This is a genomic window from Sphingomonas chungangi (genome assembly GCF_013778325.1).
GTDB classification, from domain to species: Bacteria; Pseudomonadota; Alphaproteobacteria; order Sphingomonadales; family Sphingomonadaceae; genus Solisphingomonas; species Solisphingomonas chungangi.
Genome location: NZ_JACEIB010000026.1, coordinates 97601 through 111293 on the forward strand (window position 1 = coordinate 97601; position 13693 = coordinate 111293).

The following is a 13693-nucleotide window of genomic DNA, read 5'->3' on the forward strand; positions in this document are numbered from 1 at the left end:
TCAGCGGCGGATGCAGGCCAGCACGGTGACGGTCTGACCGCCGAAATTGTGACAGGCCCAGTGCAGCGTGTCCATCGGCAGACTGGGCGGATGACGGTTGCCCATGCTGTTCAGGACGAGGCTGTCATAGGCCCAGATCAGGCCGTCGCCCGGTCGATCCGCAATCCGCGCCAGCACGGTGTTCGGATCGACATGGGGATCGCGAAGCAGCAGCGATGCCGCCGGCCCGCTCCAGCCATCGCGGCGCAGCGGCACCGTGGCCATCGCCGTCAGGCGCTGCGGCGCGTAAAGGCCCGCATTGGGATGATCCCAGAAGAAGGTGAAGCGCTTCAGCCCGCTATCCTCCATCCAGGCGGACGGCTGATCGAAATTGTAACCGTAGCGCTCGTCGGTGAAACGCCGCCAGCCGAGGCTGACGTCGACCATCGCCCACGTCATCCAGACGATCAGCAAAACCGCCAGCGGAAAGCGGGATGACGGCCACGCACGACGCAGGGCGAGCACCACGCCGAAAAAGATGCCCGGCACCGTCGGTATCAGGTAGCGGACCAGCAGCGCGGGGCGGAAGAACGCGCTGCCCAGCATCATCGCGAAGGTCAGCAGAGCGGCTGCGGCCAGAAGCGTCTCTCCTGCTGTATATGGCCATGGCCGATCGCGCTTTATGTGGGCCCGCAGCTGCAAACCGACGATCGCGGCGAAGGCCAGCGCCAGATGGTAGGGCAGTCCACCCCAGATATCGCTGACGATGTTCCCGGCCACCTTCGCCGTCATCGGCGGATACCAGCTTGTGTCTGGCGTCGCGTAACGGGCGAGATGCGGCAGGTGGATCGCCAGCCAAGCGAACACCGGCACGAACAGCAAGGCCGCCGGCCATACCCGCAACGCGTGGCGGGGTCGGACGGCGAGGAAGAAGAGGCCCTGCAACGCTGTCGGCATAAGCGCGTAATAGTGGGTCAGGCAGGCGAGCGCGGCGACGGCCGCCCAGCGGAACGCGTCGGCGCGGCGGCGGCTGTCGATCAGCCGTACGTATAGGACCGCCTGAATGCAGCTGAGCAGCAGCAGAAGCGCATAGCAGCGCGCTTCGGAGGCATATTGCCAGCCTGGCGTCCAGAGCGCCAGCAAAGCCACCCAGGCGAGCCTGATGTCCCGCTCGGCATGCCCCCTGAAGCCGACGAACAGCAATGTCGAAAGCCAGAGAATCGTGCTCGGCAGGCGCAGCACCGTGGACGCCGTGCCCGCGATATGCCCCCAGAGCCAGATTAACCCATAATAAAGCGGGGCGTTCGGATCCTCCAGACACCAGGCATAGAGGCCGCGCAGATTGTCGCGCGCGATCGCTGCGGTGAAATCCTCGTCGAGCCACAGCGGCGTGTGCCAGTCGATGCACAGGGCGCCAGCCAGCCCGATGGAGACGGCGGCGAGGGCGAGGAGAGGAAAGAACCGTTTGATCCCGCCCTGGAGCCCCGTGAGAAACCCGCTTCCGAAGCGCCCGCCAAGAGCGATATTGGTATCGAGCACGGGCACGCCTTTCCTTCTTCCGGCGCCTCGGTTAGCGCAGGCAAGGTCAATGTCCGGTTAAGCCTGATCGCGACACGTCGCTTCGGCCGCAGTCCTTCGGGAACGCCCGCCTCGCCTCGCACGTTAGCGCACCCGTCAACAGGACATCGGGGGGTGTGTGCTTGAGGGAGACCACGGATGAACCGCGTTCCTTTCGCCCTGCTCGCCGCAGGCGCCTTTGCCGCCCTGACGGCGACCATCAATCCCGCCGCGCTGGCGCAAAGCGATCCGCATCAGCCCTATAATGACGGCTCCGCCGCGGCATCGGTAACCGTGCCGCCGGGCCAGGTGGCGCCGGGCGTCGATCCGGGCACGTCGATGGCAAATGGCGGCGTGCAGAGCAGCATCCAGGCGACGCAGCAGCAGAACGCCGCCAACCAGGCGCAGTATCAATCCGATCTCGCCGCCTACGATCAGGCGATGCAGGCGCACGGCCATGCGGTCGCCCAGCAGGACGTGCACTACGCCCGCCAGAAACGCGCTTACGCCGACGCGATGGAGGCGTGGCGGATGCAGGATTATGCCTGCCGCCACGGCAGCAGCCGGGCGTGCAACTCGCCCGCGCCCGATCCGGCCAACTATTATTGATGCGATCGTTATCGAGGATGACGGAGGGGCGGCTGCGGGCCGCCCCTCTTCGCATCAGCGCGTGAGCTTCTTGTAGGAGCCCGAGCCCGGCCGATCAGCCGCGTCGCCCAGCCGGCGGCGCTTGTCCTCTTCGTAGGACTCGAAATTCCCCTCGAACCACTCGACATGGCCCTCGCCCTCGAAAGCGAGGATGTGGGTGGCGAGGCGATCGAGGAAGAAGCGATCGTGGCTGATCACCACGGCGCAGCCCGCGAAATTCTCGATGGCCTCTTCCAGCGCGCCCAGCGTCTCGACGTCGAGGTCATTGGTCGGCTCGTCGAGCAGCAGCACGTTGCCGCCGCGCTTCAGCATCTTGGCCATGTGGACGCGATTGCGCTCACCGCCCGAGAGCTTGCCGACATTCTTCTGCTGGTCCTGCCCCTTGAAGTTGAACGCGCCCACGTAAGCGCGCGTCGACATGTCGTGGCCGTTGACCTTCACGTAATCGAGCCCGTCCGAGATCTCCTCCCAGACGTTGTGCTTGGCTTCGAGGTGATCGCGGCTCTGATCCACATAGCCTAGATGGACCGTCGAGCCGATCTCGATCGTGCCGGCGTCGGGCGTCTCCTGACCGGTGATCAGCTTGAACAAGGTCGACTTGCCGGCGCCGTTCGGCCCGATCACGCCGACGATGCCGCCGGCCGGCAGCATGAAGGACAGGTTCTCGAACAGCTTCTTGTCGCCGAAGCTCTTGGAGATGCCCTCGACGTTGATCACCTTGCCGCCGAGGCGCTCGGGCACCTGGATGACGATCTGGGCCTTGCCGGGCGCGCGGTTCTTCTGCGCCTCGACGAGCTGATCGAACTTGGCGATACGCGCCTTGGACTTGGTCTGGCGGCCCTTCGGCCCCTGCCGGATCCATTCGAGTTCGTTCCGGATCGCGGTCTGGCGACCGGATTCCTCGCGATCCTCCTGCTCGAGGCGCTTGGCCTTCTTGTCGAGATAGGTCGAGTAATTGCCCTCGTAGGGGAAGTACTTGCCGCGATCGAGCTCGAGCACCCATTCGACGACGTTGTCGAGGAAATAACGATCGTGGGTGATCATCAGCACCGCGCCGGCATATTCCTTGAGGTGGTTCTCCAGCCACTGGACGCTCTCGGCATCGAGGTGGTTGGTGGGCTCGTCGAGCAGCAGGATCGAAGGCTTCTGGATCAGCAGGCGGGTGAGCGCGATACGGCGCTTCTCACCGCCCGAGAGGCTCTCCACCGACCAGTCGGACGGCGGGCAACGCAACGCCTCCATGGCGATCTCGAGCTGGTTGTCGAGTGTCCAGCCGTCGACCGCGTCGATCTTCTCCTGAAGGACGCCCATCTCCTCCATCAGCTTGTCGAAATCGGTGTCGTCCTGCGGATCGCCCATCTCGGCCGAGATCGCGTTGAATCGGTCGAGCATGTCGGCGACGTCTCGCGCGCCGTCCTTGACGTTCTCGAGTACATTCTTCGACGGATCGAGCTGAGGTTCCTGCGCGAGATAGCCGACCGTCACGTTCTCGCCGGGCCATGCCTCGCCCGAAAATTCGGTGTCGATGCCAGCCATGATCTTGATCAGCGTCGACTTGCCGGCGCCGTTGGGGCCGACGATGCCGATCTTGGCGCCGTGGTAGAATTGAAGGTTGATGTTGCTCAGCACCGGCTTCGGAGCGCCGGGGAAGGACTTGGTCATGTTCTTCATGACATAGGCGTACTGGCCGGCCATGCGGATGCTCGCTCGTCTGAGGGGGTTTCAGGTGTTCGGATTTCGTGGGCTAGATAGCGGCTAGGGGCGGCTTTGCAAACCACATAGGGCGTATCCCGCGCCCTTGCGGTGCCGTGCCGAGGCGAAAACCCATTCCCTCCCCTGCAGGGAGAGGTGAAGGGCTCACACCATCGCGTCGATCAGCTCCCTGATCGGCACGAACGCGAAACCGACCGAGCTGTCCGCCACCGCGTAGGGCATGAACAGCAGATCGCCATGCCGGATCGCGCCGCAGGTGTAGACCACGTTCGGCACATAGCCCTCGCGATCCTCGTCGGCAGGCGAGACCAGCGGCACCGGCAGGCGCTTGACCACCTTGGAGGGGTCATCCTTGTCGAGCAGCACGATGCCGATCGAATATTTGCGCATCGCGCCGACGCCGTGCGTGAGCAGCAGCCAGCCCTCATCCACCTCGATCGGCGATCCGCAATTGCCGATCTGCACCATTTCCCAGGGATAGCGGGGCGTCATGAGCAGCTCGCCCTCGCCCCAGTGATCCAGCCGGTTGCTGTGGATCAGGAACAGATTCTCGCCATCCTGCCGGCCGACCATGACATACTGCCCGCCGATCTTGCGCGGGAAGAGCGCCATGCCCTTGTTGCGCGCTGCCGGGCCGGAGAGCGGCGCCAGCGTGAAGGATCGGAAGTCCTTGGTACGGATCAATTCGGACCGGATGCTCTCGCCATTATAGGCGGTGTAGGTGCCGAGCCATTCGGTCGAGCCGTCGTCGTGGGTGAACTCAACGAGGCGCAGATCCTCCAGCCCCTTGGACTGGGCGGAGGTGAGCGGGAAGATCACCGTGCCGGACAGCGTCGAGTCGCGGTGGCGATGCACCTCGATCGCGCCGTTGCCGATTTCCTTGGCGGAATCGGCGGCGGTGGCGAAGGGCGGCTCGGGCGCCAGCTCGAAGCGGGTGCCGGGGGAAAGGATTCCCTCGCGGAAGGCGATCGAGCTGATATGCCCCTCGCCCACCGTCCGCACCGACATGATGATGCGCGACGAACCTTCCGACAGGCCCGACTGGTCCGGATGGCGCACGATCGACGGGTTCATGATCGCCGCCGCAGCATAGCTGTATTCGTTGCAGAAGAACGCACCGATCAGTTGCTGCTTGATATCCGAGATATCGTCGTCGTCCAGATGCAGCGCCATCGCCATCTGGGCGTAGCGGGTGCGGAAGACGCTGCGGGTCTGCCAGTGACGCGCCTCGAAATCCTTGAGCACGATGTCGAGCTCGTGCTTCGCCTGTTCCTCCGACATGGCGAGCACGCCCTCGACGATACGGCGCGGGCGGCTCTTCTGCCCCTTCTTCGAATCGATCGGCAGGTGGAACGGGCGGACGACGACGCGCGAGGCATCGGCCTGGAGCCTCATCGGCCAGTGCATGACAAGGTCGAGCAAACTGCCTCCCACCCCGGCGAGGCGCCCCCGAAAAACGATCAGGAGGCGACGATGCCGGCCTTCGTACCAGAACCTTCGGTCTCGGCCTTTTCCGCCATTTCGCGCATCGCGCAACAGGCAAATTGGAACGCGAGCACGGATTCTGCACCCTGATTGAGATTGACCCTGTCGCTCATCAGCCCGTCGAAGCAGCCGCCATCGATCACCGAGCCCAGCGGCAGGCCGAGATCGTTGTCGCCGAGATACCAGCCATAGGCCTTGCGGGCCATTTCCTCCCAGCGCAGCTCGCCGGTGATATCGTGGGCAACACGCGCGGCGTCGATCGTCGCCCAGGCCTCGACCGGCTGCTGGTCGAAGGGCAGCGGCGGCATATATTCGTGACCGAAGCTGTCCGTACCGATCGCACGGAACTGGCCGTCGTCGTTGGTCTGCTGGGTATCGAGCCAGGCCAGCGTCGCCAGTCCCTCGGCGCGCATCGCCGGATCGTCGAGCCGGCGGCCGGCGCGCAACAGCGCTTCGCACAGCCGCGCATTGTCGTAGGCCAGCACGGCCTCGAACCATTCCCAACCCGGCAGGCGTGCCTTGCCGAGCAAGGCCTGCAGCCGCCCGCCGAGATCGCGCAGCAGCGCGAGCGACAGTTCATGCCCCGGATGGGCATCCAGCATTCCGTCGGCCGCGATCATCGCGAAGGCCCAGGTCCGCGGGCTGCCCAGCGAGCGGACATGCGGCGCCACCTGATCGAACAGATGCGATGCCCAGCGCCTGAGATCGTGGCCCCGCGCCCGCGCTGCCGTGTCGCCCAGCGACCAGAGGGTGCGGCCGAAGCTGTCGTCGGAGCCGACCTCCTCCAGCCAGACGCGCTCGAAAGACATGAAGTTGCGGAAGCGCCCCCTGTCGCCGTTCCAGGCATGCTGAACGAAGGCCGCGTAGATCGCGGCGAGCTCGTCGGCGCGCACGCTGTCCGGCCCGGCGATCCGGTGCATCAGCATCAGCGCGCGGCAATTGTCGTCGACGCAATAGCCGTGGGTGCGATCGGGCACCGAAAAGATCGAATGCTGGATGATGCCGACACCGTCGCTCAGCCGCTCCACGGCTCCGAGGCGCGGCGGGACGGGATCGGTGTTCCGCTCCACCCCCGGAAACAAGCGTGCGGGCTGCGACCGCACCGCCTCCTCGAAGATCGAGACATAGGCGCGGGCGATCGCCGGCCAGGTCATCGAACGACCGACCGACCAGGCGCGGCGGCTCATTTCCTCCAGCACCTCGGGCCGATCGAGCAATTCGATGATGCGGGCCGAGAACGCTCCGCTGTCACCGAACGGGACGAGCATGCCGACGCCGCCGGCCAACAACTCCGCCGCGTGCCAGTAAGGCGTGGAGACTACCGCCTTGCCGAGCGCCACCGCATAGCTGAGCGTGCCGGACGTGATCTGCTGCTCGTTCAGGTAGGGCGTCACATAGATGTCGGCGGCGGTGAGGAAATCGAGCAGCCGCGATTGCTCGACGAAACCGTCGATGAAGCGGACATGCCTCGAAACGCCCAACTCTTCGGCGAGCGCGACCAGCCGCTCGCGATAGGCCTCACCCTCGTGCGCGACCAGGTGCGGATGCGTGGCACCCAGCACGACGTAGAGCACATCCGGATGCCGCGCGGCGATGGCCGGCATCGCCCGGATCATCGTCTCGATCCCCTTGTTGGGCGAGAGCAGGCCGAACGTGAGCAAAACCTTGCGGCCCTCGCACCGGAAGCGGCGCTTCATCGCCTCACTGTCGCCCGTGCCGCGATCGGGCGTGCCGTGCGGCACCACCGCGATGCGGTCCTCGGCGATGCCGTGCACGTCCTGCAGGATGCGGCGCCCCTTATCGGCCATGACGATCAAGGTCGAGGCGCGGCGGGCCAGCGCCTCGATCACCGCGCGCTGCTCGGGATCGGGCTGCTCCAATACGGTATGGAGGGTCACCACCACCGGCGCCGTCACGCGATCGAGCAATCTGAGCAGGTGCGCGCCGGCGGCGCCGCCGAAGATGCCATATTCGTGCTGGACGCAGACCACGTCGGCGCCGCTGGCATTGATCCGGTGCGCGGCGCGCGCATAGCTGGCGAGATCGTCCTGGTCGATCGAGCAGACCACCTCGTCCGGATAATCGTAGCGATTGCCGCGATCGTTCATCGCATAAACGTCGATCGCCAGTTCGGGAAAGGCTTCGATCAGGCCGTTTCGGACGTCCCGCGTGAATGTTGCGATGCCGCATAACCGGGGCGGATTGTTGCCGATCAGGGCGATCTTGCGGAGTCCGGAACCGGCAGCTGCATCCATTGCAATCATCCTGTTGGTGCCGCCCCTAATGCCATGAAAAACATGGATGTTGGAACATGCGCATTTCACCCCTCACCTGCTCAATGCTCAGGCCGCGACAAGGTTGCCTAAATAATTGTTGCGGAAGCGAACTTATGCGACGGATGGAACCGGAACCCCTATTTTGGGCGTTGACCGGTGCTTTGCGCGCGTTATGCCGTCTCGCCGGGGACGGCGGCTGCCGCGCCCGAAGACATAATGTGCTCGTGTTATGAGGGAGCTGCCCGAATGAAGAAGATCGCCATCGTGATCGCCACCGCCGGCCTGATGAGCCTCGCGGCCTGCGGCCACAACACCAACCAGGCCGATGCGGTCGCCAATGCCGGTGACAACGCGCAGGCCGCGCTCGACAACCAGGGCGACATGCTCTCGGCCGCCGCCGACAATTCGTCGAATGCGGTCGCCGCCAACGAACTCGACAACGCCGCCGACGCCGCCCACAATTCGGCCGACGCCGTGAAGGCCGACGCCGACAACAAGGCGGACGCGATCGACAACTCGGTCAAGAAGTAACTCGGCGAAGGCCGCTGCACCATCGTTGTGGCGACTGTCGTCGACAAGCGGGCGTCTCCATGCGGAGGCGCCCGTTTTTGCTTGGTTGCCTTGGGCGTATCCGCCCGATAAAGCGCCGCGCACATCGGGGAGTAGCGCAGTCTGGTAGCGCATCTGCTTTGGGAGCAGAGGGTCGCAGGTTCGAATCCTGTCTCCCCGACCATTTCGTCATTTGACATTGCGACCGTCAATTGGTCCCTAGGCGTGCGGTAACAGGGGCGCATGCATGACGGTCGACACTCAGAAGCATTGCGAGTTCGCGATGCTCGCTTATCAGGTGCTGGTGGTGGAAAAGCTCGTGTCGCTGGAAGAGGCGGCGGACAAGCTCGGCCTCACCTACGCGACGTTGCACGGGCGGCTGACCAGCCGCACCCGTTTCCGCGCCGACGAGATCCGCCGGCTGATCGCCATCATTCCCGACCAGCGGCTGATCCAGTTCTTCACCGAAGAGAGCGGCTTCGTGCTGGCGCGCAAACCGGACGCGTTGCTCGACGAAGCGTCCAGCATCCGTCAGGCCGTCGCGCAGTCGGTGCGCGAGGCAATCGACGTGATGCAGGTGGTGGTCGCCTCGCTGGAGGCCGGCACCTTCCTCGATCACCGCGACCGCGCCGCGATCCTGAAGGAAGTGAGAGAAGCCGAGGGCGCGATCGCCACCGTGCGCGTCGCGGTGGAGAAGCAGCCGCCTTTGCGGGGATAGCGCTTGCCTGAGACGCCCCCGCCGTCCTAGCCTCCGCGACGCCGGGGGGCGGATCAAGGGGACGTCATGATAGACCGCCGCGCCTTCCTGCTCACCTCGACCGCGGCGGGCACCGCCGCGATGCTCCCCGGTTGGGCGCAGGGCCAGCCGGAGGTGCCGCAATCCGATATTTCGGTTCAGCCCAATCGCGTCCACCGTACCTCGACGACAGAACTGCGGGCGCTGTTCGATCGCATCTTCCAGCAGAACCTCCGCCTTCGTCCCGAGGGCGCGACCCAGCTGGGGCTCGATAAGGCGGCCAATGCCGATCTCCGTTACCGCCTTTCGGATCAGAGCGAGGCCGGCCGTGCCGGTGCCCACAAGCAGACGCTGGACAATGTCGCGGCGCTCTCCCTGATCGATCGACGCGGGCTCTCGCCGAATGACCAGATCGACTACGACACCGTCCTCTACACCCAAAATTCCGCCGTTGCCGTACAGGCGTTCGATTTCGGCGGTTCCTCCTTCGGCCCATCGCCTTATGCGGTAAGCCAGCTGACCGGCGCCTATCAGGACGTTCCGGACTTCCTCGACACCAAGCACAGGATCGAGACCCGAGAGGATGCCGACGCCTATCTCTCCCGCCTCGACGCTTTCGCGAAGCAGCTCGACGACAACACCGACCGGATGAAGCATGACGCCGGTATCGGCGTGGTGCCGCCGGATTTCCTGCTCGACACCACACTCACCCAGCTGACTAGGACGCGCGTGCCGGCGAGCGATGCGCTTGTCGTCACCTCCATCGCGAAGCGCGCCGCCGCCAAAGGCCTCGGCGACGATTACGGCAAGCAGGCCGCCGCTATCTACGACCAGAAGATCGGTCCCGCGCTGGACCGCCAGATTGCCTACGCCAAGGAGCTACGCGCGCACGCCACGCACGATGCCGGCGTCTGGAAGTTCAAGGATGGCGAGGCCTATTACGCCACGGCGCTCCGCACCACGACCACCGCCGCACTCTCCCCGGATGAGGTCCATAAGTTCGGCCTCGATCAAGCGAAGGAGATATCCGCGCGGCTCGACGGGTTGCTCCGCCAGCAGGGCTTCACCAGGGGCACGATCGGCGAGCGTATGGCCGCGCTTTACAAGGATCCGCGCCAGCTCTATCCGAACACCGACGAGGGCAAGGCGCAGGCGATCGCCTATTGCAACGCCCGGCTCGACGCGATCCGGGGCAGGCTTCCGACCGTGTTCAGCCGCGTCCCGCCCTACCAGTTCGAGGTGCGCCGCGTGCCGCCGCAGACGGAAGCCGGCGCCGCCTCCGCCTTCTCGCAGGCGCCGGCAATCGACGGCTCACGCCCCGGCATCGTCTATTTCAACCTGCACGACAGCGCCGAATGGCCGAAATTCTGCCTCGCCACGACGATCTACCACGAAGGCCTGCCCGGCCATCAGCTAGAGGGTGGCCTCGCGCTCTCCAACACGAACCTGCCGCTGATCCGCAAGACCGGCGGTTTTTCGGGCTACGGCGAAGGCTGGGCGCTCTATGCCGAGCAGCTCGCCGACGAGATCGGTATGTATGATGACGATCCGCTCGGGCGTCTGGGCTATCTCAAGTTCCAACTGTTCCGCGCCAACCGCTGCGTGGTCGATACCGGCATCCACCACCTGCGCTGGGGTCGCGAGCAGGCCATTCAATATTTCGTGGATCAGGATGGCGAGGCGCCCGGCTTCGCCACACGCGAGGTGGAGCGCTATTGCGCCACGCCGGGCCAGGCCGCGAGCTACAAGCTCGGCCATTCGACCTTCACCGGCATTCGCGAGAAGGCCAAGGCGAAGCAGGGCAATCGCTTCGACATCAAGGCCTTCCACGACGCGGTGCTGGCGCACGGCCGGGTGCCGCTCGAAATTTTGCAGCAGATCGGCGACCGTTGGGTTACGACACTGTCATGACGTCACATGAGGGAGTTGCGTAGATGACACAGGGACATAGTCGCCGCGAGTTGCTCGCTGGAGCGGCGGCCGGCGGGATGCTGGCGATGCTGCCCACGACGGCGCGCGCGGAGACGGCCATGACACCTTCCGACAAGGCCTTCTTCGATCAGCTCGACGGCTTCACCGACGAGATCCTGATGCAGAACCCCGAGACGGCGACCCAGCTCGGCCTCGATCACGGCAAGCTCGCCGCGCTGCGCAGCCAGCTTTCCGAGAATACCGATGCGTCCGAAGCGAAGTTCGACGCCACGATCCAGTCGGTCCACGATCGCCTGCTGAAGACCGATCGGAGCACTCTCTCGCCCTTCCTGCAGACCCGCTACGACACGGTGAAATACGCCACCGAGCGCGGCATCGACGGGACGAAGTTCAAATATGGCGGCGGCGCGGCCTCGGGCTTTTTCGGCGGCACCGGACCCTATGACGTCACCCAGCAGAACGGCGCGGTGGGATCGGTGCCGGACTTTCTGGTCTCCGCCCACGACGTGAAGAGCAAGGCGGATGCCGAAGCCTATCTGTCGCGCGTCGCTGCCTTCGCCCGCCAGATCGAGCAGGAGACGGCGCAGCTCAAGGAGAAGGCCGCGATCGGCGTCGCCCCGCCGAAGTTCATCGCCGACAATGCGATGGGCATCCTCAAGGGCTTCCGCGCGACGCCCGCCGCGCAGCAGACCCTCGTCACCAATCTCGACGAGAAGGCGAAGAAGCTCGGCCTTTCCGGCTATGGCGACAAGGCCGCGAAGATCATGGAGACCATGGTCTATCCCGCGCTCGACCGCGAGATCACGGCGTTCGCCGCCTCTACCGCCAACGCGCCGATGACGGCGGGCGTCCAGCGCCTGCCCGACGGCGATGCCTATTATGCGTGGGCGCTCCGCCTCGGCACCACCACGACGCGCACCCCGCAGGAGATTCACCAGATCGGCCTCGACCAGAACGCGCAGATCAAGGCGCGGATGGACGCCATCCTGAAGGCGCAGGGGATGACGCAGGGCACGGTCGGCGAGCGCGTCTCGGCACTCAACAAGAACCCGAAGATGCTCTACCCGGACACCGATCAGGGCCGTGCCGACCTCATCGCCTATTGCAACCAGCGCATCGCGATGGTCCGCCAGATCATGCCGAAGCTGAGCGGCCTTGGCCTCAAGGCCGACGTCATGGTGAAGCGCGTGCCGCCGGACATCCAGGACGGCGCCGGCCTCGGCTATATGAACCCGGCCGCGCTCGACGGGTCGCGACCGGCGATCTATTACATCAACCTCAAGTCGACCTCGCTCTGGCCGAAATACCAGATCGCCTCGCTCTGCGCGCACGAGGGCATTCCGGGCCACACCTGGCAGCTCGCCTACCTCGCCGAGCATCATGACGAGGTGCCCTCGATCAGTTCGCTGACCGGCTTCAACGCCTTCGTCGAGGGCTGGGCGCTCTATGCCGAGCAGCTGATCGACGAGAGCGGCCTCTACGACAACGATCCGTGGAGCCGCATCGGCTATCTGCAGGCGCAGCAGTTCCGCGCCTGCCGTCTGGTGGTGGACACCGGCATCCACGCGCTCGGCTGGGATCGCCAGAAGGCGGTGCAGTTCCTGACGTCGGAAAGCGGCAAGGGCGTCGAGGCATCGACCAGCGAGGTGGATCGCTATTGCGCCTCGCCGGGGCAGGCCTGCGGATACAAGATGGGCCACAACGAGATCGTCCGCCTGCGCGAGAAGACGAAGGCGGCACTCGGGTCGAAATTCGTTCTCGCCTCCTACGACGACGCCGTGATCAAGACCGGCGGCGTGCCGCTTGAGCTGCTGGAAGGCGTGATCGATGGCTATATCGCCGGCATGAAGGCGTGAGGCAGGCCTCGGGCACGCTCGTCGTCGACACGCATGGACAGGGCCTCGTCGAATTCACCGACGCGGTGCTGGAGTGGGTGGCGGATGCGGGCGTGTCCGAGGGACTGCTGACCTTGTTTTGCCGCCACACCTCAGCGTCGCTGCTGATCCAGGAGAATGCGGCGCGGGAGGTGCGGGCCGACATCCAGGATTATTTCGCGACGATCGCGCCGGAGGATCCGGCCCGCTACCGCCATGACGACGAGGGGCCGGACGACATGCCGGCGCATCTGCGCGTGGCGCTTACGGCGGTGCAGCTCTCTATCCCGGTGCGGGATGGGCGGCCGGTGCTGGGGACCTGGCAGGGCATCTACTTGTTCGAGCACCGCCGCCGTCCGCACCGGCGGGAGGTGGCGGTGCATGTGATCGGAACCTGATTCTCCTCCCTGAAAGGGTGGGCCTATGGCCGGGTCCGCAATTGCCCCTCATAGTCCCGCTTGCCCAGCGGCACGCCGCGCGATCGCAGGATGTCGTAGGCCGTCACGGCGTGGAAATGGAAATTGGGCAGCGCGAAGGAGAGCAGGTACGTCTCCGCCGTGAAGCGGAGCCGGCGCGGGCCGATCTGCAAAACCAGTTCCTTGCTGGAGCAGCCTTCGAAGTCCTCGGGCGTGAGCGCCTTCAACGCCGCTTCGGCTTCGGCGACCATCGCCCTTAACTCCGCGAACGAAATCGCCCCCCGCAAGGCGGGCGGCGCGAAGACGCCGGTCCTCACCGCCTCCAGCCCCCACACCGCGTGATGCGTCAGGGCCTCGATCTGGAAGTGGAACGGCGCCATGTCCTCGAACAGACGTGCCTCCACGAAATCGTCGGGATCGGTGCCCATCTCCGCGCAATGTGACGTGGTACGATCGAGGAAGGACCCGACGGCGCTCACGGTCTGCAGGAAGGTCGGCACCCCGAGATCGTAAAGCGACAGCGCCATG

Annotated in this window: 11 protein-coding genes and 1 tRNA gene; 7 read left to right on the forward strand and 5 right to left on the reverse strand. The window is 65.4% G+C overall.

Going from position 1 to position 13693, the window contains the following annotated elements; genetic code table 11:
* Nucleotides 1-1524 (reverse strand): glycosyltransferase family protein, encoded by a 1524-nt coding sequence (locus HZF05_RS16185; protein ID WP_160362840.1) that lies wholly within the window; start codon nt 1522-1524, stop codon nt 1-3.
* Between the two features lie 171 nt (nt 1525-1695).
* Between HZF05_RS16185 and HZF05_RS16190 the strand changes: the two genes are divergently transcribed.
* A complete protein-coding gene (locus HZF05_RS16190) occupies nt 1696-2145 on the forward strand; it encodes a hypothetical protein (RefSeq protein ID WP_160362841.1) in 450 nt (149 codons plus the stop codon).
* 54 nt (nt 2146-2199) lie between these two features.
* Here HZF05_RS16190 and ettA read toward each other — a convergent pair whose 3' ends face one another.
* The 3 genes from ettA to HZF05_RS16205 all read right to left on the reverse strand — a co-directional run bounded on the left by ettA (nt 2200) and on the right by HZF05_RS16205 (nt 7637).
* Nucleotides 2200-3879 carry an energy-dependent translational throttle protein EttA gene (ettA, locus tag HZF05_RS16195; RefSeq protein WP_160362842.1) on the reverse strand — a complete coding sequence of 560 codons (1680 nt, stop codon included), beginning with the start codon at nt 3877-3879 and terminating at the stop codon, nt 2200-2202.
* A 162-nt stretch (nt 3880-4041) separates the two neighbouring features.
* Nucleotides 4042-5319 carry a glycoside hydrolase family 130 protein gene (locus HZF05_RS16200; RefSeq protein WP_246332051.1) on the reverse strand — a complete coding sequence of 426 codons (1278 nt, stop codon included), beginning with the start codon at nt 5317-5319 and terminating at the stop codon, nt 4042-4044.
* Nucleotides 5320-5357: 38 nt separating this feature from the next.
* Nucleotides 5358-7637: a glycosyltransferase family 4 protein gene (locus HZF05_RS16205; protein WP_425505627.1), complete on the reverse strand. Its 2280-nt coding sequence runs from the start codon at nt 7635-7637 to the stop codon at nt 5358-5360.
* A 267-nt stretch (nt 7638-7904) separates the two neighbouring features.
* On the opposite strand from HZF05_RS16205, the gene HZF05_RS16210 reads away from it, so the two are divergent.
* The 6 genes from HZF05_RS16210 (at nt 7905) to HZF05_RS16235 (ending at nt 13147) form a co-directional block, all read left to right on the forward strand.
* Nucleotides 7905-8189, forward strand: a complete 285-nt coding sequence (locus HZF05_RS16210; RefSeq protein ID WP_160362844.1) for a hypothetical protein — start codon at nt 7905-7907, stop codon at nt 8187-8189.
* A 125-nt stretch (nt 8190-8314) separates the two neighbouring features.
* Nucleotides 8315-8391, forward strand: a tRNA-Pro gene (locus HZF05_RS16215).
* A gap of 63 nt (nt 8392-8454) precedes the next feature.
* Entirely contained in the window at nt 8455-8925 is a 471-nt protein-coding gene (locus HZF05_RS16220) for a phage regulatory CII family protein (protein WP_160362845.1), read from the forward strand.
* A gap of 66 nt (nt 8926-8991) precedes the next feature.
* Complete coding sequence (locus HZF05_RS16225) at nt 8992-10854, forward strand: DUF885 domain-containing protein (protein WP_160362846.1); 1863 nt, start codon at nt 8992-8994, stop codon at nt 10852-10854.
* A gap of 23 nt (nt 10855-10877) precedes the next feature.
* On the forward strand, nt 10878-12731 hold the full coding sequence (locus HZF05_RS16230; protein WP_160362847.1) for a DUF885 domain-containing protein: 1854 nt from the start codon (nt 10878-10880) through the stop codon (nt 12729-12731).
* Nucleotides 12728-13147, forward strand: coding sequence for a secondary thiamine-phosphate synthase enzyme YjbQ (locus HZF05_RS16235; RefSeq protein ID WP_160362848.1), 420 nt, complete (start codon nt 12728-12730; stop codon nt 13145-13147). Before HZF05_RS16230 ends, HZF05_RS16235 begins: the two co-directional genes overlap by 4 nt.
* Nucleotides 13148-13170: 23 nt before the next feature.
* On the opposite strand, the gene HZF05_RS16240 is transcribed toward HZF05_RS16235, so the two are convergent.
* Nucleotides 13171-13692 (reverse strand): DUF1993 domain-containing protein, encoded by a 522-nt coding sequence (locus tag HZF05_RS16240; RefSeq protein ID WP_160362849.1) that lies wholly within the window; start codon nt 13690-13692, stop codon nt 13171-13173.
* Between the last annotated feature and the right edge of the window lies 1 nt (nt 13693).

Coding starts and splice junctions, on each gene's coding strand:
- HZF05_RS16190 (WP_160362841.1), top strand. CDS start 1,696: ATGAACCGCGTTCCTTTCGCCCTGCTCGCCGCAGGCGCCTTTGCCGCC.
- ettA (WP_160362842.1), bottom strand. CDS start 3,879: ATGGCCGGCCAGTACGCCTATGTCATGAAGAACATGACCAAGTCCTTC.
- HZF05_RS16205 (WP_425505627.1), bottom strand. CDS start 7,637: ATGGATGCAGCTGCCGGTTCCGGACTCCGCAAGATCGCCCTGATCGGC.
- HZF05_RS16210 (WP_160362844.1), top strand. CDS start 7,905: ATGAAGAAGATCGCCATCGTGATCGCCACCGCCGGCCTGATGAGCCTC.
- HZF05_RS16220 (WP_160362845.1), top strand. CDS start 8,455: ATGACGGTCGACACTCAGAAGCATTGCGAGTTCGCGATGCTCGCTTAT.
- HZF05_RS16225 (WP_160362846.1), top strand. CDS start 8,992: ATGATAGACCGCCGCGCCTTCCTGCTCACCTCGACCGCGGCGGGCACC.
- HZF05_RS16230 (WP_160362847.1), top strand. CDS start 10,878: ATGACACAGGGACATAGTCGCCGCGAGTTGCTCGCTGGAGCGGCGGCC.
- HZF05_RS16240 (WP_160362849.1), bottom strand. CDS start 13,692: ATGGCGCTGTCGCTTTACGATCTCGGGGTGCCGACCTTCCTGCAGACC.